The organism is Tenacibaculum sp. IMCC1 (assembly GCF_054906355.1).
In genome coordinates, this window is sequence record NZ_CM142818.1 from 3,176,319 (window position 1) to 3,198,170 (window position 21,852).

The window sequence follows — 21,852 nt, forward strand, 5'->3', positions numbered from 1 at the left end:
TGCCACAATGTAAAAAGAATGTATATTTGCACCCGCAAGTTACATGGTGATTGTAGCTCAGCTGGTTAGAGCGCCGGATTGTGGTTCCGGAGGTCGCCGGTTCGAACCCGGTCTTTCACCCAAAACCTTCTCAATTTGAGGAGGTTTTTTTGTGTTTTAAATTTACTTTTAAAATTAGTGTTGAATAAAAAAGCCTCTCAGTTTATTGAGAAGCTTTTCTGTTTTCTAGCCATTGCGCGTATTTGTCTTTATGTTTAAAGCGTTTGTGTGTCCATAAATAAAACTCTGGTTGTGCTTTGATATTTTTTTCGGTAATTTCTAAATACTTGTCTGTTATTTGATAGTTTTCGAAATCTTTTGGATTTTCTGTTATCAGTTCAAATTCAACTTCAAAATAACCTCTCTTAACTTTTTTTGCAACATAGTTGACTACAGCAAAGTTATATTTTTTTGAAAGTATTTCAGCTCCAGTATGTACTGGAACCTTAATACCTAAGAATTTAGCCCAATAATGAGTTTTGTGTATTTGAGGAGATTGATCGCTTAATAATATGTATATTCCTTGTGTTTTATTTTTGTAATTTTTGTGAATTCCTTTGACGGTTTCAGAAGTTTTTAAACCAATAATTCCGAATTTAGTTCTTGAAGTTTTTACAGCTTTTTCAAAGTATTTGTTGGCAAGCCTTGTATAGGCACCAAAAACTTCTCCGTTCAAAACTAAAGGAAGTCCAAAAGACCATTCCCAGTTAGCTTGATGTGCTCCTACTAAAGCAATGCTTTTACCTTCTTTAGTTAGTTTGTTTACTAGTTCAGGGTTTTTGTATTTGTAGCGTTTATGTATTTCTTTTTTACTAATGGTAAAAGACTTAATGCTTTCAAAAATTAAATCGACAAAGTGTTTGTAAAACTTTCTTGCAATGTTTTTTATTTCCTTGTCGCTTTTATCTGGAAAAGCTTTTTTTAGATTTTCTACAACCACTTTTTTACGGTATCCTATAAGGTTGAATATAATAAGACGGAAAAAGTCAGAAATTATATATAATAATCTCATGGGTAAAATTGATAGCATCCATATTAGTGGATAAACAATAATAAATAAGAATAGTTTCATTAAATGATATTTTTGACAAATATCGTATTAATTACTGAATGATTTGTTTTGTTAACTTTTGTTTATGTTTGTGGATAAACATAAATTATGAGTCAAATTATTATTATACTAATTGTAGCTAATGTGTTGGTATCTTTAAAAGGATTTAGTGATGCAGCTTTTTTTGATCGTTATAAATTTCAAGTTCAAAGAATATTAGGGGGAGAAAAAATACGAATGTTAACTTCAGGTTTTTTGCATGTAGATTGGTTGCATTTAGGATTTAATATGTATGCTTTGTATTTATTTGGAAAAGTAGTTGACTCAAGTTTTGGTACATTCAATTTTATTTTAATCTATTTTGTAAGTTTAATATCGGGAAGTATGTATTCGTTGTATCAACATAAAAAAATGCCTTATTATAGTGCAGTTGGTGCATCAGGAGCTGTGTCTGGAGTAATATTTTCTTCTATAATGTTATATCCAAGTATGGAGTTGGTTATGTTGCCAATACCAATACCAATTCCAGGATATATTTTTGGTGTAGGATATTTATTGTATTCTATTTACGGAATGAAAAACCAAGTAGGTAATATCGGTCATTCCGCTCATTTAGGAGGTGCTATTGGTGGATATTTGATAACATTAGTGTTGCGACCAGGTGTGATAACAAATCATACAATAATGGTTGGTATTATGGGAGTAATTATTCTAGGATTGTTTTTATTTGGAGATAAGCTAAATAAATAAAAAAAACCGAAACATTAGTTTCGGTTTTTTTTGAGCGGGAGACCAGGTTCGAACTGGCGACATTCAGCTTGGAAGGCTGACGCTCTACCAACTGAGCTACTCCCGCGGTAAAGACTTTTGTAATTTCTTACAATTATGTAAAAATTTGAGCGGGAGACCAGGTTCGAACTGGCGACATTCAGCTTGGAAGGCTGACGCTCTACCAACTGAGCTACTCCCGCGGTAAAGACTTTTTGTAATTTCTTACAATTATGTAAAAATTTGAGCGGGAGACCAGGTTCGAACTGGCGACATTCAGCTTGGAAGGCTGACGCTCTACCAACTGAGCTACTCCCGCAGTAAAGCGGTTGCAAATATAATACTGCTTTTGTTATTTACAAAGACTTTTTTGTAAAAAAAAATGAAAAAAAAGCACACTTTTTATAAGTGTCAGATAATGAGTTAAGTATTTTTTTTAGAAGAACACTTATTTAAAAAAGAAGTTAATTCAATATTAGCACTTGGGCCATAAGCAGCTAAAATAGTGCCTTTTGTTCCGTCGTGCATTGTTAATATATAAAGAATACTTAAATCAGCAGGGTTAGAATAACCTTCATACCTATACTCTTCATCAATAGTAACGTCTTTAACGGTATATTCTTTTTTAGTATCTACGTCAATTAATTTATTATTAATAAGATGATAACTAGCAGTATATCCTTTGTTTTTATAATATTCAATTTTATTTATTTCATGTTTAGAATTGTTATTCATAGTGTATGAGTATTAAAGTTACATTCAAAAGTATAGAATCAAAAAGAACAAGATTAACTTATATGAGTTAAATATTAATCTATTTAAGTTAATTTATAAAACCATATGAAACTAATTTTGTAATAAATTAATAAACTAAATTAATGACTGTGTTAGCAAAACATAAAAGGCAATTATTATTTATTTACTCCTGTGAATCCAGTTTTAGTAAAGAAATGTTAGCTTATGCTTCTGCCGTAGATAAAAAGCTACAGATTATAAATATTTGTAAAGAAAAAATTTCAGATACAATATGGTTAGAAATAGCTGCTATGTTAAATGTAACATTAGGAGAGTTGTTTTCACCTAAGCACTCAAATGCTGAGAATGTAGGAGGTGTAACGAGCTTTGATGAGACAGACTGGTTGAAATTAATAAATAGCAAACCTAGTTTGTTACAGGTTCCTATTGTTGTTAATGCAGATAAAGCTTTGAGAATTAAAGAAAAAACTGATATGATGAATGTGTTAGATAATTAGAAAATAATTTTAGGGAGTAAGCCGAAAACCCTTTAAGAGAGTAGGTATAAATTTAAACTGAATAATTATGAAAATATCAAAATTAATTTTAGCAACATTATTAACAGCAGTTGTAATGGTTTCTTGTGAAAACAAAAAAGAAAAAAAAGAACAGGTAAAAGAAAAAATGGATGAAGTGGAAGCGAGCGTAGAAGAAGGAATAGATGAAATTGAAGAGAGTTTTTCTGACCTAGGTGATTATACTTTTGAAAAGAAAAATGAGGTAACAAAATCAATTAACAAAGGAATAGATAAATTAGATGCTGAGATTGATAAATTAGAGAAAAATGTAAGTGATAGTTATAATGATGCAAGTGAAAGTGTAAAGAAAGAGCGTCAAGAATTGTTAGCTTCTTTAAAAAATAAAAGAACAAAACTTAAAGAAAGCATGGAAAAATTAAAGAATAGTTCTGAAGATACTTGGGATGATGTGAAAAAAGGGTTTGAGAAAGCTTATGATGATGTAGAGAATGCTTTTGATAAATTAGCTGATGAATTAAATAGTTAATATACATTTTACAAATGATCCATCTTAAAAAAGCAGTTCACAACGAACTGCTTTTTTTATTTGTGATAATTATAAAAACTTTTTAAATGGTTACAGATTTTTTCAAATTTACATCCCAGTAGTATGCACTGTTTATAATAACTTTAAGGATAGTAATGGTGTGAAGGTTATTATTTTTTAAGTCTTGTTGTGAGAGTAACTTATCTATAATTCCTTTTGATTCGTAATGAATGCCCTTACCTCTGATTGATAAATATTGTTTGTCTGTGTTATTAGTAAAAGTTAAGAGTAAGTCATTATCTTTTTCAATGTTTTTATAGTGTTCAGATTCTTTATCTGATAAAAACCACAAAGCTCCATCATTGTCAATTGTTTTAACAGTCATAGGGCAAACCGAAGGGTTTGGTTTACTTAACGAACTAATTAACATGCATGTTGGGGTGTTTATTAGGATAGACTGAATTCTTTCAATAGCATTTTTATCTACTAAATCATTTTTTTTCATCTGTCTAATCTTTATAAAATTATTACGTACAAAGTTGAGGAAAGTATAGTTTTTTTTTAACTCAAAAAGAAAAAAAAAGAGCTTATATAATATTATGTTAAGTGTTTTTTAGTAGATACTTTATTAATTTAAATTGTTTTTTAAGTTCATTTTAACTTTACATTAAAAAATAAAAGTAAAATAATCATTTAAGAGGCTTTGTAAAAGTTTAAAAAAAACTACTTTTGATTGTTTGGAGGGAAGAGTAGTATTTAATAATGTAAATTGACATGAAAATTTATTTAAAATTTGATGCTAACACAGCTTTAAAATCTTTTTTAACGTATCATTTAAAAGAGTTAAGCTTGCCCTTTTATGTAACAAGCTCTCAAGAAGTAGTTTTTGAAAAGGAACTTTCTTTAAATGAAAAAGAAAAAATAAAAGAATTATTAGCTCCTTTTAAAATAGATATTACTAACGATGAAAAGTTAGATGTTGTTCAGCGAATAAAAATAATTATTGATGAGATGTTGAAAGATGAAGCAGCAGCAAGGATGAATGCTTCTGATTATTTGTCTGATAAGTTAAATTATTCGTATGCTTATTTATCTAACTTGTTTTCTGAATCAAACCACACCTCAATAGAAAACTACATAATTTTAAGAAAAGTAGATGTAGTTAAAGAATTATTGTTAAATAGTAATTTAACATTAACTGAAATAGCCTATAGATTAAACTATAGTAGTGTCGCTCATTTGTCAGGGCAGTTTAAAAAAGTAACTGGACTTACCACTTCTACTTTTAAACGTATAGTGGAAAAACGTAACCAATAATCAGGTATTAGTTAATTATGGCTAAAGATAAATTAAAAATTATTTTAACAGACGATGATATAGATGATCGTATGTTTTTTGAAGATGCTATTGAGGAGATAAATATTGCCTCAGAGCTAAAAACATTTAACCATGGACAAGATTTAATGAGTTATTTGTGTAATGATTGTAAAGAGCTTCCAAATTTAATTTTTTTAGACTTGAATATGCCTATTAAAAATGGTATGGAATGCTTAATAGATATTCGTAAAACTCCAAAATTACAAAGTATAATAGTAGCTATATACTCAACATCTTCTTCAGAAGAAGATATTGAAGAGGCGTTTGTTAATGGAGCTAATATATACATAAACAAACCTACATCTTTTAAAGAATTAAAGAAAGTTATAAAAAAAGTGCTGCAAATTAATTGGCAGTACCAAACTTCAAATTTAAATAAAGATAACTTTTTATTAAGAATTTAGCTATGTTTGAAAATAGTTTTACTCAATCAAATAAAGCTTATGTTGTTACTTCATCTATAGCTATAGGTATGTTACTTGTAGTCTTTATAGTGTCTTATGTTTTTTTTCAAGACTTTCAAAATGCTACAGACTCTTCAAAAATTAATTATGATGAATATATAAAGCTAGAGGAGCTTTCAAAAAAATATAAATTAATGCAAACCGAGCATTTAGAAGCGGCTATTTTAAGAAGAAAATTAGACCCAGATAAATGGTATACTATAAATAACGATATATATATAAGTATTCAAGGTTTGTTATTTGATTTTAGAAATAAGCCTAAACAGTTAGAGCGTATTAATAAAATAGCGGAAGAACAAAATAAACTATTTGGTAATTTAGTAGAGTTAGATACTACCTTTAGTTCTTTAAGAAATAGTATAAAAAAGAAGAAAATTTTAGGAATAAACTCTTCTTTACATAAAATAGACTCTATAAAAAAACATATTTTAGAACAACAGAAAGAAGATATTTCTAAACTAGTAACTTATCGTGAAGAGAAGAATGAATCAGTTATTAGGATGATGGTTATATCGTCTGCTTTTGCATTACTTTTATTATTATTTTCTTTATATAGATTGTTTGTGAGTCGTAAGTTGTACTTTAAAACAAACTCACTTTTAAAAAGTATTTTAAATGCTTCTACTGATATAGTTAGAGTTTATACTCCTGTTTATGATAATAATAAAGAGGTAATAGACTTTAAAATTGAATATGCAAGTAGTGCGAAAGAAATATATGGCTATAATAGTAAAGAACTGTTGGGTAGGCTGGTTACTGAAGTTTATCCTGAGTTAAAAGTATCAGGAGAATTACAAAAATTAATAGATTCCTTTTCCTTACAGAAATCAATAGAAGAAGTTTCTGAAATTGATGTAGATGAAGAAAAAACAACATATTTAAGACGTTTTTTCCCTTCTCAAGATGATATAAAAGTGATTATATCAGATATATCAAAATCAAGAAAATATGAGAAAGACTTATCTAAATTAAATCATGAATTAAAATTAAGTAATGATTTATTAAAAGAAGCAGAGAAAATAGCTGAGATGGGGAGTTATATATGGTTTATGAAAGTAGACCATACTATTTTGTCAGATAATGTTTATAGGATTTTAGGATATAAACCACAAGAGTTCGCTTCTTCTTCTGTAAAGTTTAGGGAGTTTGTACATCCAGATGATTTAGAGCTTTATGATAAGAATATAAACGAAGCTTATCAAAAAGAGCAGGCGGTTGAATTTATTTTTAGAGTAATAACGAAAGAAAATGTAATAAAACATTTGTATACAAACGGAGCATTTAATGAACATGACAACAAAATAACGATGATTGGGATAATTCAAGATGTAACTAAACAGGTAGAAACAGAATTGCAGTTGCAACAAAAAAATGCTGAATTAGTACATCAAAACGTAGAGTTAGAATCTTTTAATCGTATTGCAAGTCATGATTTACAAGAACCATTAAGAAAAGTACAAATGTACCTGTCAAGGCTCACAAATGATGATGAGTTATCAGAAAAAAACAAACAGTATATTGAAAGGGCTAATAGCGCTAGTTTAAGAATGCGTACATTAATAAATAATTTATTATCTTTTTCTAGAATAAATAGAAAAGAAGACGATTTGTCATTAGTAAATTTAAATAATGTACTACAAGATGTAATAGATGACTTGTCATTAACTATAGAAGAAGCTAATGCTGTTTTAGAGTATACAGAATTGCCTGCTGTAAAAGGGATAGAATTTCAGTTAAATCAGTTATTTAACAATTTAATATCTAATGCAATTAAGTATCGTAATAAAGAAAAGGATCTAAAAGTAACCATAACTTCTAAAAAAATTGAAGCTATTGATATTGATGAGCCTTTCGTAAAAAATCATCAAGCATATTATTTAATTAAAGTAATAGATAATGGTATAGGTTTTGACAATAATATGAGAGATAAAATCTTTGAAATGTTCCAACGTTTACATCTAAAGCATGAATATTCTGGAACAGGTATAGGATTAGCTATTTGTAAAAAAATTGTATTAAAACATCAAGGATACATTCAAGCTACAGGAATAAAGGGTAGTGGTGCTGTGTTTACAATATATTTACCAGCATAGTTTAAGTTTTTAATGAATTCTAAAGATTATATAACACAAAGTAAAAATTATATAACACACGGTTTTTAGATACACTGCATCTTTGTAGTATAATTTAAAAACAAGAAAAACATGAAGAATTTAATCAAATTATTAAGCATTTTAGGAGTAGTTTTATTAACAGTTACAGCATGTAGTGAAAGTGATGATCCAAAAGATAATGATTTATTTGTAGGTACATATGAAGGAAGTGTTTCTTATGATAATGGAGAAAACTCAATTTCGGCAGAAAATGGAAGTGTTACAGTAGCTAAAACAGGAGATACATACAATTTTATTTTTTCTGACGACATACCATCAATTAGTGGTTTAGAAATAGAAAAAGGTGAAAATAAGTTTGAGTTAGATTGGGATGAGGCTAGTCTTATTGTAATAGATGAAAGTTCTTTAAATATAAAGATGGCCAAAGATGGGAAGTCGTGGAGTGCAAACTGTAAACGATAATAAATTATAAATAATGATAAAAAAAGATCTCTACATAGAGATCTTTTTTTGTTAAAAACAATCTAAACATCAATGATTACACGTGTTTTAATTGTTTCTAAAAATTATATAAAACAAAGCAAAAATTATGTAATGAAGAATGCGTGTATTGGTTGCATTTTTGTAATGTAATTAATAACGAAATATAATGAAGACTAGAGTATATGATAAGCAAGGGTTAAATGCTAAAGTAGGTAAGATAGTAGCTAAAACAGAATATTTACAAAACTTAGCTTCACAAGCAAAAACACCAAAAAAGAAAAAATGTTAGAATAAAGAAAAACTAATTTATTAACCTAAAAAGAGTAGACATGAAAACACTTCACATAAATAGCAGTTCAATAGTAAAAACGTTTGGTCAGTTAAAAGAGCAATTATCAGCTTCATATAAAAAATGTTTCAAAGAGCATTGCTTAACCTTTGATAATGAAATTGGTTATGGTGAAGTGAGAGGTGTTTTACTAAAAAATAACATTTCATATTTAGAGTTTAATGTTACTTTTAATGAAGATATAGCCCTAAATATAAATACAAATATTAGTAAAGCAGTAAATATAGCTTATTGTAGTAAAGGTAAAATAGCGCATCAGTTTACTAAGAAAAACAAAAAAACAACATTAGAGCCGTTTCAGATAGGTTTTATGTCAAACATAACATCGTCTAAAAATACCATTTACTTTAAAAAAGAAACAAATGTAATTGTTACTCTTATAACAGCTTACGAATTAACAGCTTCAGTTAAAAAAAATACAGTTCATCAAGAGTTGTTTGAAACTTTTGTGAAAAATAAAAAAGAAAATAATGTTTTTATTAGCTCTCATAATTTAAAAATAGCAGAAAAAATAGAGCAAGTAACGAAGATAAAAGAAGATGGGGTAATGCGTAGTTTACTAATTGAAGGTATAGTACATATGGTTTTAGCTCTAGAAATACAACAGTACAAAAGAGATTTGAAGAATTCTAAACAACCTACAGGGAGTTTAACGTTAAGAGAAATGCAAGAGATAAAAGAAATTTCTACGTACATAAAAAATTATCCAGAAAGAGCAACTACTATAGAAGATTTATGTAAAAAAACAGGAGTAACTTCCTCAAAGCTTCAAGAAGGATTTAAATTAATGCATAATACAACTGTGAATGATTTTATAAGGACAGAAAGAGTAAAAAAATCAGAAGAATTAATAAAAAATAGTGATTTAAACATATCACAAATAGTTTATTCTGTAGGATTTTCTAGTAGAAGTTACTTTTGTAAGATATTTAAACAAAAATACAATTGCACTCCTACAGAATACAAATCTAGAATTAAGTTAGCTGCAACAGCATAATATATTTCATTTTTTTTTGACAAAAAGAGGCTACATGTAGCCTCTTTTTGTTTTTATAATCAAACTTTTAAGTGAACTATCTTTTAAAATAAAAGATAGTTCATGTTGGGGTTAATAAGTAATAAATAGAATATCGATTATACTGTGTTTAAAATTTATAGATTATTAAGAATAAAGAAACTTGACCCAAATAATAAAGATTAAAATAATAGTGCCCCATGAAAGGATATAGAAAAAGAATTGGAAAAAATTAAATAATTTGTCTTTATCAGCTAGAGTTGTTTTATATTTTTTATGGAAGTTTCTTGATCTATTTATAAGAAAACTTGAACCTTTTCTGATAAAAAAGAAAGAGAATATTAAGAATAATGTATCTATGAAAACTTTATACATGTGAGCAAAATTATTAAAAATAGAGAAAAATAAAATTGTAGTATAAATTATAAAAAAGAACCCACTCAAAATATTGAGTGGGAAAATTGCTATGAAAAAGAACTTAAGACGTCTCTTAAGTATTACAAAGATATTTAGAATTTAATGAATAATAGAGTAAAAAGAATAATACTTTTAAAAAATAAGAAATTGTAATTTTTGTGGCTTTAATAAAAGTTTTTATCATCTCGTAAAACTTTTAAAAAATGGAAACCATAAATTTCAAAACCTTCGTTGTAATAAAATTTATGAGACTTCCTATTAGCAGTGTACGTGTTTAATTCAACTGCCTCGCACCCTTTAGATTTAGTGTAATTGTATATCCACTTGAAAAGCTGTTTTCCAACACTTTTACCTCTATAAGTTTCATGTATAACTACATGATCTGGCTCTACACTTTTACCAATATAGTGCCTAGTACTATACCAAAGCCCGCAAATACCTATAAGCTTGTTGTTGTCATAAACACCTATACATTCGTAGTTAGGGTATGCTACCATTTCTATCACTCTGTTTTTTAAAATATCATGTGGTGTTGTGGTGTTAACTTTATGTAAAAGAGGAAGGATAATAAGAATATCTTCTTTACTAATGAGGTTAAATTTTATATTCATTCTGTATTTTTGGATTAAAGAAATTTTAGATGATAAAAATAAAAAATATATCAGCTCAAGAAACTTATAATATTAGATTAACGGTTTTGCGTAATAATATAGATTTACCTTATAAGTTTAAAGAAGATGAGTATGGAAGTACATTTCATTTAGGAGCTTTTTACAAAACTAAGTTGGTAGGTGTAGCTTCTTTTATTCAAAATAAAACAGAAGCTATTAAAGGATTGCAATATCAATTAAGAGGAATGGCTACTTTGCCAGAAGTTAGAGGTATGGGGGCAGGAAAGTTACTACTAGAAGAGGCAAAAAGCATTTTAAAAACTAAAAGCATAGACGTTCTGTGGTGTAATGCAAGAGAAGAAGCAGTAGGGTTTTATGAAAATTTAGATTTCGTAATTATAGGTGAGAAGTTTAAGGTGCAAAAGGTAGGTGTTCATTTTAAAATGTACAGTAAAGTATAAATATAAAAAAACCCAAATCAAAAGATTTGGGTTTTGTAGCGAGGAGCAGATTTGAACTGCCGACCTCAGGGTTATGAATCCTGCGCTCTAACCAACTGAGCTACCTCGCCTGATTGCGGGTGCAAATATAATTACTTTTTGGTTTTAAGCAACAAACATTTAAATTTTTTTTTAAAAAATAATTATCTATATTGGCACTCAAACAAAAAAATAAATGAGCAAAGTTAAATTTGAATTAGAGTTTCCTATTCATGCATCTCCAAGTATGTTATATCAATACTTCGCAACACCAGCAGGATTAGAAGAGTGGTTTGCAGATAGAGTTAATTCACGAGGAAAACTGATTACCTTTATTTGGGATGATTCTGAAGAAGAAGCAAAAATAATAACAAAAAAAGCAGATGAACGTATTAAGTTTAAATGGACTGAAAGTGAGGGTGATGATAGTTATTTTGAATTCAGAATTCAAGTAGACCCATTAACAAAAGATGTTGCTGTAATTGTTACAGATTTTGCAGATGATGAAGATGATGTAGAGGAAGCAAAAATGCTTTGGCAAAACCAAATAGAAGAGTTAAAACATACAATAGGAGCTTAATATATTATAATTAATAAGTATTTAAAAAAACTCGGCAATTTTGTCGAGTTTTTTATGGCTAATATTTACCTAAATTGTAAGTTTGCAATTAAAATTTTAGGAAATGGTAAACTTTAATGGAACTTTGGTTTCTGATAACGAAGTGCAAATTTCAACAAAGAATAGGGCTTTTAAGTATGGCGATGCTATTTTTGAAACAATTAAAGTATTAAATGGTAAAGTTGTTTTTGTAGAAGATCACTACTTTAGATTAATGGCATCAATGAGAATGCTTCGTATGAAGATACCTATGAGGTTTACCCTTGAGTTTTTACAAGAAGAAATCCTTAAAGTAACAAAACAATTACCTGAATTTTCTACTTATAGGGTACGATTAACTGTTTTTAGAAAAGATGGTGGCTTGTATGCACCCGTTACAAATGAAATAGATTACATTATTGAAGGAGCTCCAATAGAAAATGTAGAGAAAGAGACTTATAGAATGGATGTTTTTAAAGATTTTTATAACTATTCAGGATTGCTTTCAACAATAAAAACAACAAATAGAATGTTAAATACATTAGCAGCCGTTTTTGCAGAAGAAAACGATTTAGATAACTGTATTTTACTAAATGAGCGTAAGGGAGTCGTTGAAACTATTAATGGAAACATCTTTGTAGTAAAAGGAAACACAATAAAAACTCCTGCCTTAACTGAAGGCTGTATCAAAGGAATTATTAGAAAAAAAGTAATTGAAATTATTGAGAAACACGGAGAATACACAATAGATGAAACAACTATTTCTCCTTTTGAGATTCAAAAAGCAGACGAGGTTTTTATAACCAATGCTATTGTAGGAATTCAGCCAGTTACCAATTATCGTAAAAAAGAGTTTTCAACAGTGATAACTAATAAAATTAAAAGTAGCTTAAAACTAGCGATAGTAACTAGCTAAGGTTAGTTCATTTGAATGTCGCTAGGAGCGTTAGCCCAAATTTTATATTTGCCTCCTTTTTGTAGTAACTTGTTTTTCCAAAAGTCTCTATCGTTCGCAGTTAAAATATTTTCATAGTCATTCTCTGCTATAAACCAAGAGTTCATTAATAGTTCCTCTTCCAATTGGTTTGCTCCCCAACCAGAATAACCTAAAAAGAAACGAATATCAGTAGATTTTAATTGTTTATTATTTAATAACTCTTTTAACAGGTCAAAATTTCCTCCCCAATAAATACCGTTTGCGACCTCAATACTGTTAGGTAGTAAATGTGGAGCTTTGTGGATAAAATATAAATTATCCTGTTCTACAGGTCCACCTTGGTACACTGTAAAGTCACAGTCTATTTCAGAAACTAAATCGCTAAGTACATAGTCTAAAGGTCTGTTTAAAATAAAACCCACAGAGCTTTTTTCATTATGTTCAGTAAGTAATACAATAGTTCTTTTAAAAGAGCTATCATTTAAAATTGCTGGTTCAGCAATTAATAACCTACCTTTTTTCGGCTTAAATGCAACCATATTTTTATAGTTTATAAACACTAAGGTAAATAAAATTTTAATAAAACTTTAACAAAAGTGTTAAAAAACCATAAAAAAATAAGGGCTACATTCTTTCTAAAACATTAATGACTTCATTTTTTTTACGAACTGAAACAGGAACAGTTGTTTTGTTTTTTAAAACTAAATATCCTCCATCAGATTTTATGAATTCCTTAATGAATTGAATATTAATTAGATGACTTTGGTGAACTCGTAAAAAATCGTATTCCTTCAACATGTCAGCAAAGTGCTTTAAGGTTTTTCCAACTAATATTTTTTGTCCATCATTCATAAAAAACTCTGTGTAATTATTATCGGACTGACAACGAACAATATCGTCTAAATTTACCACCATAATTTTGTCAGAAGTGTTTAATGAGATCTTTTTAGGACGTTGATTTGGTTTTGAAATGGATTGCTGTAGTACTGTTAGCTGTTCTTTATCGGGTTTAATTTGATTTTTTGCTTTATTAATTGCGCTTGCTAAATCTTCGTTTGAATATGGTTTTAATACATAATCAATAGCAGCAAATTTAAAAGCTTTAATGGCATACTCGTCGCTTGCAGTAACAAAAATAATTTTTGAGGATAGGTTTGGATGAATTTCTAAAACATCAAAACCAGTACCGTCTCCCAGCATAATATCTAAAAATAAAATATCTGGTTGTTGCTTTCGTAAAACTTTTGAAGCTTCAACCACACTTTTAGCAGTACCAATAATTTCAATTTCTGGATGAAATTGAATGAGATCGTTTTGTAACATTTCTAAAGCTGTTGACATATCGTCTACTAAAATTGCAGAAAGTTTTTTCATGTTTTAAAAATCAGTTTTTAAAGGAATTTCAAATAGTACCTTAGTTCCTGTTACTTTTCCTTCATCATATAATTCAATAATGGAAAAAGCTCCCTTTTTTGACAGGTTTCGAATTCGTTCTTGCGTAACTTTTAAAGCTACGGATTTATGTGAGCTAACTTTTTTAAGTTCTTTTGATTGATGAACACCAATACCGTTATCTATTATTTCACAATGTAAAAGATCATTTTTTATAGAAAAACTGATCCTAATTTTTCCATTTTCAACAGAAGAGATTCCGTGTTTTATACTGTTTTCAACAAAAGGTTGTATTAGCATTGGTGGAATTAGAATTTCTTCAGGATCAATAGAAAGATTTGTAGTTATTGAATATTCAAAGGTATTTGAGTTTATTTGTTGTTCTAGTTCAACATAATTTTTTAGTGTGGTAATTTCTTCAGCTAAGCTAATTTCTTCTTGTCTAGAATTGTGTAAAACACCACGTAAAAGAGTAGCAAATTTACTAATGGTTGTATTTAATTCAACTGATTTCCCCGAGTTACCCAATGCTTTAATTCCATTTAAGACATTAAAAATAAAATGCGGATTCATTTGAAGTTGCAAGGCTTTTTGCTCTAGAGATATCAAATGATTTTCCAGTTCTAACTTTGCAACTTTAGCTTTGTTTTTAGCTTGGATTCTTCTGATATATGACCAAACAATGAGTGTTAAAATTATGCTGGCTACTCCAATGGTAGACCAAATAAACCAACTTTTTTTATAGATAGGAGTATCAATATAAAAATTAAACTCAATAGGAGTGCTTTCTATTTTTCCAATTCTTGATTGAGCTGAAAAAGTATAGTTTCCTGGAGAAAGATAAGCTAAATCAATAGCGCTTTTAGTACTCCAGGGACTGGTTTGATTGTTGAGCGTATAGCGATACTCCAACTTATTTGAGTTGCTAATATCTATTGTTTTGTAATAAAAAGAGATATGGTTTTTATCTGCAGGGAGTTTTAGAGTTTTGCTGTAGTTGTTTATGTTAATGCTATCTAAAGGAGTAAAAACTACCTCAATATTTTCAAAAGAAATGGTAGGCTTTTTTTGTATTGGTTTGTCACTTTTAATAAAATAAACTCCCTTATCTTTTGTAGAAACCCAAGTGTTATTTTCGTTGTCTTGAAAGGTACTGGTAATTTTATTGGTAGTTAAGCTGTTATATTTATTAATATTTTTAACGAAATTAAAATTAGCATCTAGTACTTCAATACCATTATCCTCAGAGATAATCCAAAATTGATTATTAATTTTTTTAATTTCAATAACATTTTGTGCAGTGATGCTTTGTGTTTCTACTTCGTTATTTTTAATGAATTTAAGCCCTTTGTTATAAGTGGTAGCAATTATCGTTTTTTCGTTAATTAAAAGAGAAGTGTAATTATTTACATCAATTCTTTTTAAAACTTTAGGATTGATAAGCTTATCAAGCTTCCACAAAGATTTATTAGTAGCTATCCAGTAAAACTTTCCATCAAATAACATATCGTTTATCTGATTTAAATCAATTTGAAAGTTGGTACGAAGAGGAGAGAGATAGTTTTCACGAACTCTAACAACTCCTTTATCAGTGCCTAAAAAAGTATGGTTTTTAACGGTTAAAATACAGTTAACATTGTTGCCTTCAAAATTAGTAAACCCATGATGGTTTTTTATACTTAAACCTTTATCAGTACCTATAAATATAATATTTCCTTTTGAAGAAATGATATTAACGTTGTTAGAAATTAATCCATTTTTTGTTGTAAAAGTAGTAAACTCATTTCCGTTAAATCTAATTAAGCCGTTATTGGAAGCTAACCAAACATAACCAGTTTTATCTTGAGAACAGTTGTTTATGTGTAGACTTGGTAACCCATTACTTAGGGTGTAAGTTTTTAAGGGTTGGTTTTGAGCAGAAACATTTATCAGACCACAGATAAAACAGCAAAGTAGTAAAAAAACAAAATTTTGTACTGAGTGTTTTTGAGTACTCAATACAAAATTGTTTCTCATAGCTGTTTTTGTAATATGATATTGGGTTTTCATCATAACAAAAGTACTTAAATAAAACGTCATTACGAAGGGAAGGAGGTTGAAGTAATTACTTTTATTATGAGGTTTTCCTAGGTTCGTAATGACGTTTGTTCAACAATTATTAGTTATTTCATAGCGTATAAACGCTTATTATTAGTATCTGGTTTTACATGTTCTAACTCTCCATAAGGTTTCGTTAAAGGTTTTAAAACACATAGAGCAGAAGATTTACCTTTTATAATTAACTGACTGTTTTTTACAGTATAGGTCCATCTAAATTTCTCTACAGGAATATTTGTTTTTTTAACTTCTTTCATTAAAGCTTCTTCGCTTGCAATAAAATCCATAATTTCTTCTTGCATTACAAAGTGAGGAATTTCGTTATCAGAGTTATGGTAATCTAACTCTAGATTTACAGGAATGGTATACTGAATAGTATAAGGCTCTCCCACATAACGCTCTCTTTCATTATTTAAAGCGTCGTACCAAGCAATTTCTTTTTCTTCTGGATATTTTTTAGCGATTTCTTTTGATAAATCTACTTTACCAGGAGAGTTTGCTGTTGGATAAAATACATAGTACGGTTGTGCTAAATAATGGTTAGAAAACTCTCCTCCAAAAACATTGTAGTATGGTGATGCAACTACTTGAGGAATTTTGTTTTCAGTTATAAAAGCACTTTTTAAAGTGTTTATTAAATCAGTGTTTTCTGCCAATTGATTGGTATGAAAAATAATTCTAGTGTCATCAGTAATAGCTTCACTTTTTACAGAAGGTAATGCACCTTTAGTAATTGTTTTTTGTAACGTTTCAGCAGTTACTTTATCTCCATTAACTACAGTTTCTAAGTTCATTGCTCTAAAAGGGTTGTTGTTATTTACGATATGAACTTCTCCGTAAGGATTTTCAGTAGTATTGTTGTTCATCCAAGAAATAATTTCTTCTACTGAATATTTGCCATTAATTATTTCGTAGTTTTTTTCTTTGAAATATACTCTGGCACTATCGTAAAAATGGCTGTTTCCTTTATCATTCCCTGTAATAAATACTATGGGTTTTCTGTATTCCACAGCTAGTTTTTCAATAGTTTCCTCTGTGGTAGCAATGTTTCCCTGTTCTTGATTTTTGTTGTCACTTTTTGGGTTATCACAACTAGAAAATACTCCGATTAGTAGTAGTAATCCCATTACTGTACCTACTTTTAAAATGTTTTGTTTCATAGTTTTTTGTTTTAAGGTTAATATAGTTACTGTTATTGTTGTAAAATGATGGTTACATCCTTTCCTAAATTTATACTAGTTGATAGTTTGTTTAAGATGTTAGGAAGGTTTCGGTCGTTAATCCACTGACCGTTTTCTTGTTTTTCAACAGAAGCGATTAATCCGCTTGTGTTTATTTGTAATTTTAAACTTGTGTATTTTTCTAAATACATTTTTAATACTGATGAATAATTGTTGTTTGACCACATAATTGTTGTTTTTATATGATCAAAATTACCACAGAAGTACAGGTAGATTTGGAGTAAATTAGAATTCGTAGTAGATAAATTAGAATTCGTTGATTTTTATAGGAAAGGCAATTAAATGTAGAAAACATATACCCAATTATCCAGTAGTAACCTGATAATTGGGTAATCTAAATATCTTGATTGTATTCTAACAGAAAAGCTGTTTTTTATCTATTAATAACAATCTGTTTTAATTTGATTCTTCTTTTTAAAGTAGTCTAAAGATGTGTTTAGTTTAGTTGAAGTTATTTGTTCTAATACCTTCTCTACGCCTTTTAGCATTTTGATAGAACCACAAATCATGATAGTTCCTCCGTTTTTTAAAACAGTAGTAATTGTAGTTTCTTTTTTTAGTAATAAATCTTGCACATATTCTTTTTCTTTTTCCTGAGAATAAGCAATATGAATGTTATTTTTCTCTATGTTTTTTAACAAAGGAGCGTACATTCTTAGCGACTCTTTAGTTCTAACACCCCAGAATAGATGCGCTTTTGTGCCGTTTTTATGTTGCAGCATTCCTAAAAAAGGAGCGATACCTGTTCCGTTAGCAATTAAGACTACTTCTTTCTTCCTTTTAGGAAAATAGAAGTCTTTATTTTGTTGAATGCTTGCTTGAATTATTTCGTTTTCCTCTAGTTGATAAAGTAAGTTAGAGCACACTCCAAGGTCATGTTTTTTAATACTTAATACAATATCATTATTTATTTTTCCAACTGAGTACAAGCGTTCAATGTTATCTTTTTTTGGAGTGATAGCTAGTAAATCACCCGAGTTAAAACGAAGTTTTTTTGTTGGCTGTAAACGGATTAAAAAAGAATCGTCGTTGTTTAAATCAGTTTTAGAAACTGTGGTGAAAGTTTGTTGTTTTTTATGCTTTTTTACCTCTTGTGTTAGTTCAAACTGTATGTTAGTTTTTTTACTCCATAAATGTCCCCAAGTTTTAAAATCTTGAAAAGACTGGTTGTTAATTTTATAAACAGGTAAAAGTGTTTTAAAGGTTGAAAGTTGTTGTAGTGTATTGTCTATATCAATAGCAAATTGGCAAAAATGAGGATATGCTCTTGAACCAAAACCAATGACAGAATAGTTTATTGGGTTTTGTGTAACTATTTGCTGAACTAGTTGTAAAAATTTAGAAGCGTTAGAAGGAGCTTCACCTTCTCCGTAAGTTGAAGTTAATATAATTAGGTGTTTCGCTTTTTTATACGAAGCATAATTGTTTAAAATATCGATGAAAACGGTTTTACCGTTTTTAATTAAAGCATTGTATAAAGATGAGGCAAAAGAGTAAGTATTGTTTGTTTCTGAGCCTACTAATATGATAATTTCAGCATTGTCTTTCTTAGTTTTATTTTTAGGTAACGATCTTTTTTGTGTTCTGCTGAAAGTCATTGCAAAGCCTGAATAGATAAAAAACAGGATAGATATTGAAGAAAGTAACAATATAATTGACCATACAATAGTTCCGTTTCCTGTATGTAATAACAAACTCCAATTTAAAAGTATGCTGGTTAACGAAAGATTTTCTTTACTAATGATGGTTCCTGTATATTGATGAATGATTAGTTCACTATCGGTTAGTTTCACAAAAAAGTAATCCTCCTCATCTTCAGAAAAAGGGAACTCAACACTTTTTACTTCATTCAAAGTAGTGTTTTTAAATACTGGAAATTCAAGAAGTGTTATTTTTTCTTTTGAAGAAGCTAAAGAAAAATCATAAGAGTGATTAATTTTTTTCACAGGTAAAACAGAAAACCTATCTAACGATAAATATACACCTGTTAATGTGATGATAATGATAGGGATAAGCGTGTAACGACCAATAATAATGTGGTAATACTGTTCAAAATTCTCCTTTACAATTTTAGAAAAAAGCTTTTTAAAGCCTCCTTGTCGTTTAGTAATTAGAATGAGTCCTGTAATAGCAATTAAGCAAAGTAAAAAAGAAATAAAGCCAACAATAAATCTTCCTGTAGACTTCAAAAATAAAGATCTGTGTAAGCTCGTGGCAAACTGAAAAATTGGTTTCTTTTTTTCGATATTACCTAATTTTTCACCTGTAGTTGGGTTTACATAAAATGTGTCACTTTTTCCTTCTTTGGTAACTACCGAAGCTGATACAAAATCATTCTCATCAATAGTGATAGAAATTATTTCGTCATATTGTTTTTGCAGTACAGAAATTGTTTGAGCAAGTGTAATTTCTTTTGTGTTAGAAATACTATAGTCTGAAAGCTGTTTTGAAATAGGTTCAAAAGCTAAAATAATACCTGTTAATGAAGCAACAAGTAAAAAAAGAAAAGAAGATATAGCCAATGTTAAGTGGCTATATCTCCATATAGAAGTGGTCATTTTTGTTAGCTATTTCTATTGATAAAATTACTGAGGCATTAAACGGATGTAACGAATAAATCCATTTCCTTCAAATTTACCTTTAAGGTTGTTGGTAGTTAATTCAAATTCTACATCGTCTTTGTAGTATTCTTGATCTTCTACAGCTGATTCAAATCTAATTTTATACCCTTTGTCAATTTTATCATTGTCAATTTTTAATACGGTAATCGCTCTGTTACCTCCACTAATTGTTGCGCCAGTTATAGCGTCAATGTCAGTACGAACCTTACCTTGGAATTTCCACCATTCGGTAATGTCAGAGTACCATTCTTCATCATCACCTTGAACGTATAATGTTTGTTCGTATTCTCCATTAGGGTTTAATAATGAAATAGCAATATATGCACCTTCACCAGTATAATTTTTCATCTGAATCATACATTTATATGTGGCACTATCATTTATGTTAAAAGCCATTATTGTAAATACAGTAATAAAAAGAGCTATGATTTTTTTCATTTTTTATTGATTTATTTTAATACCAAATCGTGTGTAATTGTATTTACACACGATTTGGTACATAAGTTTATTTTAAAAAGTTAATATCTATATTTTTCCTGTTTAAAATTTCATTTTCCTTAGCTAAATCGTGTACCGTTTCATCAAAATCAGTAGTAATTGATTTTTTAGCTCCAATGCTTAATAAATATTTAATTACATCAGTATTATTAGCTTGCATAACAGCTAAATGTAGTGGGGTTAAACCTTCATTGTTTTTTGCATTCACATCAATTTTTAAAGTGTTGATTTTTTTAAGTAAATCGATGTTGTTTTTTTCTACAGCAATATGAAACAATGTATTTTTATTGGCTTGAAGTTGTGTTAAGTTTAATCCGTTATTGGCTAAAAGACTCATTTTTTCATTAAAATCGTTCACTTTTTTAGGATGATAACTTTTAACTAAATAATAAGCTAAAGAGTTTCCTTTATCATCTTTTACTTGAATATCAGCCTCGTTTTTTACTAAATAATCTACCACAGCTTCTGAGTTGTATTCAACAGCATACGTAAGTGCTGAATGTCCTTTTTTATTAGTGTGATTAATATTCTTTGTTTTTTCTGATAATAACTGAACAATTTCTAAAGAGTTTCTACTAGCTGCGATAATTAAAGGAGTGTTACCGTTATCGTCAATTTGATTAGCATTTACACCTTTATCAAGGAAGTAGTTAAAGGTATTTAAATCTTTGTTACCACGAGCTAAATTATGAAGCGGTGTTTTTCCATCATTATTAGTTATGTTTGGTTTGATACCTAAACTTTCTAAATATTTAAAAAACTCCAAAGAATTATAACCGCTACGAGAACCTTGAGTAGCTAATAACATAGCATTACCTCCTTTTTTATTTAGGTTTTTATAAGGTAATCCTTTTTTTATTAAAAGAGTTAAAATTTCTTTATTACCTTTTTTAGCAGCGTAGTTAAAAGCACCATTACCATCTTTGTCAACATTATGTACGCTCAACCCTTTTGAAGTAAGGTAGTCCACAAACGATAAATCTTTTAAGCTTGGTAGTACTAATAATAAAGCATTAGCCCCGTGCTCGTCAACATCTGTTTTTATATCAATTCCGTTTTGAATACAAAGTTCATAAATTTCTTTATTTGTTTGCCCTGCATTCGCTGCAAAAGTTAACGGAGATAATTGATGAGAGTCTTTTAAATCCATACGAGCATTATTGGCTATCAAATGCTTCATAATTTCAACATTGTTTTTATAGGCAGCCCAAAAAACATAAGTTCTTTTATCGTGTGTTATCTTGTTAACATCATTTCCTTTTTTAGTAAGTAAATGTTTGATTACTTTATTTGGAGCACTGGCTAAGATAGCGTAGGTAACAGCATCAAACCCATTTGGGTTTAATGCTGTTGCGCTATTTCCTTCTTTTATTTTTTCTTCAACGAGTTGAATATTAGGTTTTTCTTGCCAAAAAGATCTTTCAAAAAATATATTTTTTGTTTGCGCTTGAATTGTACTCATAAAAAGTACAAAGGCAAATATTATATGTTGTTTTTTCAT

Annotated in this window: 24 protein-coding genes and 5 tRNA genes; 13 read left to right on the forward strand and 16 right to left on the reverse strand. The window is 28.8% G+C overall.

The annotated features are described in order from the left end of the window. Positions 1–45 precede the first annotated feature (45 nt). Positions 46–121: transfer RNA gene (locus tag ACXIHB_RS14755), tRNA-His, on the forward strand. Positions 122–202: 81 nt separating this feature from the next. On the opposite strand, the gene ACXIHB_RS14760 is transcribed toward ACXIHB_RS14755, so the two are convergent. Continuing rightward, a complete protein-coding gene (locus ACXIHB_RS14760; protein ID WP_462098542.1) occupies positions 203–1,111 on the reverse strand; it encodes a lysophospholipid acyltransferase family protein in 909 nt (302 codons plus the stop codon). Between the two features lie 87 nt (positions 1,112–1,198). Between ACXIHB_RS14760 and ACXIHB_RS14765 the strand changes: the two genes are divergently transcribed. Next, entirely contained in the window at positions 1,199–1,840 is a 642-nt protein-coding gene (locus ACXIHB_RS14765; protein ID WP_462098543.1) for a rhomboid family intramembrane serine protease, read from the forward strand. A 33-nt stretch (positions 1,841–1,873) separates the two neighbouring features. On the opposite strand, the gene ACXIHB_RS14770 is transcribed toward ACXIHB_RS14765, so the two are convergent. The 4 genes from ACXIHB_RS14770 to ACXIHB_RS14785 all read right to left on the reverse strand — a co-directional run bounded on the left by ACXIHB_RS14770 (position 1,874) and on the right by ACXIHB_RS14785 (position 2,593). Then, a tRNA-Gly gene (locus ACXIHB_RS14770) sits at positions 1,874–1,946 on the reverse strand. A gap of 42 nt (positions 1,947–1,988) precedes the next feature. After that, positions 1,989–2,061 (reverse strand) — tRNA-Gly (locus tag ACXIHB_RS14775). Between the two features lie 43 nt (positions 2,062–2,104). After that, positions 2,105–2,177 (reverse strand) — tRNA-Gly (locus ACXIHB_RS14780). 104 nt (positions 2,178–2,281) lie between these two features. After that, entirely contained in the window at positions 2,282–2,593 is a 312-nt protein-coding gene (locus tag ACXIHB_RS14785) for a hypothetical protein (RefSeq protein ID WP_047789242.1), read from the reverse strand. A 143-nt stretch (positions 2,594–2,736) separates the two neighbouring features. Here ACXIHB_RS14785 and ACXIHB_RS14790 point away from each other — a divergent pair, with 143 nt between their 5' ends. Beyond that, a complete protein-coding gene (locus ACXIHB_RS14790; protein ID WP_462098544.1) occupies positions 2,737–3,111 on the forward strand; it encodes an arsenate reductase family protein in 375 nt (124 codons plus the stop codon). Positions 3,112–3,178: 67 nt separating this feature from the next. Further along, entirely contained in the window at positions 3,179–3,658 is a 480-nt protein-coding gene (locus tag ACXIHB_RS14795) for a sll1863 family stress response protein (protein ID WP_462098545.1), read from the forward strand. An 82-nt stretch (positions 3,659–3,740) separates the two neighbouring features. Here ACXIHB_RS14795 and ACXIHB_RS14800 read toward each other — a convergent pair whose 3' ends face one another. Further along, complete coding sequence (locus ACXIHB_RS14800; protein WP_462098546.1) at positions 3,741–4,163, reverse strand: pyridoxamine 5'-phosphate oxidase family protein; 423 nt, start codon at positions 4,161–4,163, stop codon at positions 3,741–3,743. A gap of 269 nt (positions 4,164–4,432) precedes the next feature. Here ACXIHB_RS14800 and ACXIHB_RS14805 point away from each other — a divergent pair, with 269 nt between their 5' ends. From ACXIHB_RS14805 to ACXIHB_RS14830, 6 genes are all read left to right on the forward strand, one after another. Next, positions 4,433–4,975: a helix-turn-helix domain-containing protein gene (locus ACXIHB_RS14805; RefSeq protein ID WP_047789239.1), complete on the forward strand. Its 543-nt coding sequence runs from the start codon at positions 4,433–4,435 to the stop codon at positions 4,973–4,975. A gap of 17 nt (positions 4,976–4,992) precedes the next feature. Then, positions 4,993–5,439: a response regulator gene (locus ACXIHB_RS14810; protein ID WP_047789238.1), complete on the forward strand. Its 447-nt coding sequence runs from the start codon at positions 4,993–4,995 to the stop codon at positions 5,437–5,439. Positions 5,440–5,441: 2 nt separating this feature from the next. Next, a complete protein-coding gene (locus ACXIHB_RS14815) occupies positions 5,442–7,592 on the forward strand; it encodes a sensor histidine kinase (protein WP_167713530.1) in 2,151 nt (716 codons plus the stop codon). Positions 7,593–7,703: 111 nt separating this feature from the next. Then, positions 7,704–8,075, forward strand: coding sequence for a hypothetical protein (locus ACXIHB_RS14820; RefSeq protein WP_047789237.1), 372 nt, complete (start codon positions 7,704–7,706; stop codon positions 8,073–8,075). A gap of 187 nt (positions 8,076–8,262) precedes the next feature. Continuing rightward, positions 8,263–8,385 carry a hypothetical protein gene (locus tag ACXIHB_RS14825; protein WP_255724871.1) on the forward strand — a complete coding sequence of 41 codons (123 nt, stop codon included), beginning with the start codon at positions 8,263–8,265 and terminating at the stop codon, positions 8,383–8,385. Positions 8,386–8,425: 40 nt separating this feature from the next. Continuing rightward, entirely contained in the window at positions 8,426–9,442 is a 1,017-nt protein-coding gene (locus ACXIHB_RS14830) for a helix-turn-helix domain-containing protein (RefSeq protein ID WP_047789236.1), read from the forward strand. Positions 9,443–10,041: 599 nt separating this feature from the next. Here ACXIHB_RS14830 and ACXIHB_RS14835 read toward each other — a convergent pair. Continuing rightward, complete coding sequence (locus ACXIHB_RS14835) at positions 10,042–10,488, reverse strand: GNAT family N-acetyltransferase (protein ID WP_047789235.1); 447 nt, start codon at positions 10,486–10,488, stop codon at positions 10,042–10,044. A gap of 29 nt (positions 10,489–10,517) precedes the next feature. On the opposite strand from ACXIHB_RS14835, the gene ACXIHB_RS14840 reads away from it, so the two are divergent. Continuing rightward, positions 10,518–10,949: a GNAT family N-acetyltransferase gene (locus ACXIHB_RS14840; protein ID WP_047789234.1), complete on the forward strand. Its 432-nt coding sequence runs from the start codon at positions 10,518–10,520 to the stop codon at positions 10,947–10,949. A gap of 36 nt (positions 10,950–10,985) precedes the next feature. Here ACXIHB_RS14840 and ACXIHB_RS14845 read toward each other — a convergent pair. After that, positions 10,986–11,059: transfer RNA gene (locus tag ACXIHB_RS14845), tRNA-Met, on the reverse strand. A 104-nt stretch (positions 11,060–11,163) separates the two neighbouring features. Between ACXIHB_RS14845 and ACXIHB_RS14850 the strand changes: the two genes are divergently transcribed. Then, the gene (locus tag ACXIHB_RS14850; RefSeq protein WP_047789233.1) at positions 11,164–11,547 is read left to right on the forward strand and encodes an START-like domain-containing protein; all 384 of its coding nucleotides are present in this window, start codon (positions 11,164–11,166) and stop codon (positions 11,545–11,547) included. A 103-nt stretch (positions 11,548–11,650) separates the two neighbouring features. Continuing rightward, positions 11,651–12,481 (forward strand): aminotransferase class IV, encoded by an 831-nt coding sequence (locus ACXIHB_RS14855; RefSeq protein ID WP_047789232.1) that lies wholly within the window; start codon positions 11,651–11,653, stop codon positions 12,479–12,481. A gap of 2 nt (positions 12,482–12,483) precedes the next feature. Here ACXIHB_RS14855 and ACXIHB_RS14860 read toward each other — a convergent pair whose 3' ends face one another. The 8 genes from ACXIHB_RS14860 to ACXIHB_RS14895 form a co-directional block, all read right to left on the reverse strand. After that, the gene (locus ACXIHB_RS14860; protein WP_047789231.1) at positions 12,484–13,041 is read right to left on the reverse strand and encodes a YqgE/AlgH family protein; all 558 of its coding nucleotides are present in this window, start codon (positions 13,039–13,041) and stop codon (positions 12,484–12,486) included. A gap of 85 nt (positions 13,042–13,126) precedes the next feature. Beyond that, on the reverse strand, positions 13,127–13,876 hold the full coding sequence (locus ACXIHB_RS14865) for a LytR/AlgR family response regulator transcription factor (protein WP_159492430.1): 750 nt from the start codon (positions 13,874–13,876) through the stop codon (positions 13,127–13,129). A 3-nt stretch (positions 13,877–13,879) separates the two neighbouring features. After that, positions 13,880–15,910 carry a sensor histidine kinase gene (locus ACXIHB_RS14870; protein ID WP_462098547.1) on the reverse strand — a complete coding sequence of 677 codons (2,031 nt, stop codon included), beginning with the start codon at positions 15,908–15,910 and terminating at the stop codon, positions 13,880–13,882. 146 nt (positions 15,911–16,056) lie between these two features. Further along, entirely contained in the window at positions 16,057–17,151 is a 1,095-nt protein-coding gene (locus ACXIHB_RS14875) for a hypothetical protein (RefSeq protein ID WP_462098548.1), read from the reverse strand. A 32-nt stretch (positions 17,152–17,183) separates the two neighbouring features. Further along, positions 17,184–17,399, reverse strand: coding sequence for a hypothetical protein (locus tag ACXIHB_RS14880; protein WP_047789227.1), 216 nt, complete (start codon positions 17,397–17,399; stop codon positions 17,184–17,186). A gap of 213 nt (positions 17,400–17,612) precedes the next feature. After that, the gene (locus tag ACXIHB_RS14885; RefSeq protein ID WP_462098549.1) at positions 17,613–19,790 is read right to left on the reverse strand and encodes a PepSY domain-containing protein; all 2,178 of its coding nucleotides are present in this window, start codon (positions 19,788–19,790) and stop codon (positions 17,613–17,615) included. A 27-nt stretch (positions 19,791–19,817) separates the two neighbouring features. Then, positions 19,818–20,249: a DUF2271 domain-containing protein gene (locus ACXIHB_RS14890; protein ID WP_394364652.1), complete on the reverse strand. Its 432-nt coding sequence runs from the start codon at positions 20,247–20,249 to the stop codon at positions 19,818–19,820. Positions 20,250–20,358: 109 nt separating this feature from the next. Further along, positions 20,359–21,852, reverse strand: coding sequence for an ankyrin repeat domain-containing protein (locus ACXIHB_RS14895; RefSeq protein WP_159616152.1), 1,494 nt, complete (start codon positions 21,850–21,852; stop codon positions 20,359–20,361).